This is a genomic window from Myxococcus vastator, from assembly GCF_010894475.1.
Taxonomy (GTDB): domain Bacteria; phylum Myxococcota; class Myxococcia; order Myxococcales; family Myxococcaceae; genus Myxococcus; species Myxococcus vastator.
The window spans coordinates 1-769 of the sequence record NZ_JAAIYB010000918.1 but is presented as its reverse complement, the minus strand read 5'-3'; the positions used below and the strand labels follow the sequence as shown (position 1 = coordinate 769).

Below are 769 nucleotides of genomic sequence, written 5' to 3'. Positions count from 1 at the left end.
CCCACCACCAGCAGCGCCGCCGCCTTCGTCCCCAGCCACGGCGCCACGCTCTCCTTCGCGCGCCGAGGCAGGAAAGGCACGCCCCACCGCGCCGCCACGGCCCGCGCCTCGCGCACCAGCGCCGCGTCCACCTTCGTGCTCGTCGTCACCGCCAGCGGTACCAGGGCCACCCTCCTGCCTCGCATCCACCATGCCCGCGGCGAAGGGGCAACGGATTCCGCCATCCACGACGCTCCGCGCCACGCCACAGCTGGCCCATCGCGTCAATCGTGGAAGGCCCTGCCTGCCTCCGTCTCGGAGCCGACAGGATTAGTACGAATTAACGAACTCCATAGGAATCCGTGCCCTCCTGCCTCAGAATCGGACTTCCTTCGGACGATGGAGAATCTCCCCAATCCGCGCCCGGAGTGGATCGCTTGGAGAGGACAACGATGCACAACAGAGCAACAGGAATGGCCGTTGTTGTACTGGTCGCAACCCTCTTGGTGGGCGACGCGTTCGCAGCCACCTTTGGAGTCACGCCGTCGGGCTCGTCCGCCGTCTTCTACGTCGACACCAACGCCTGGGCGGACATCCACTACGTCCGCAACAACCAGGGGCAGCTCAACTATCGGATGGGCATCGTCAACGGCCGGAACCAATACACGGTGACCGGCCTGTCCGCGGGCGAGACCATCGACTACTCATTCACGTACTGGGACGTGTCCTGCAACTGCGCCCGTGACACGGCCTGGACGCGCTACACGCACTCCGGCACGCAGCCTCCGCC

At 66.2% G+C, this 769-nt stretch carries 1 pseudogene; it reads left to right on the top strand.

From position 1 onward, the window contains the following. Positions 1-431: 431 nt before the first annotated feature. A pseudogene (locus G4D87_RS38325) lies at positions 432-769 on the top strand (di-heme oxidoredictase family protein); the annotation flags it as partial.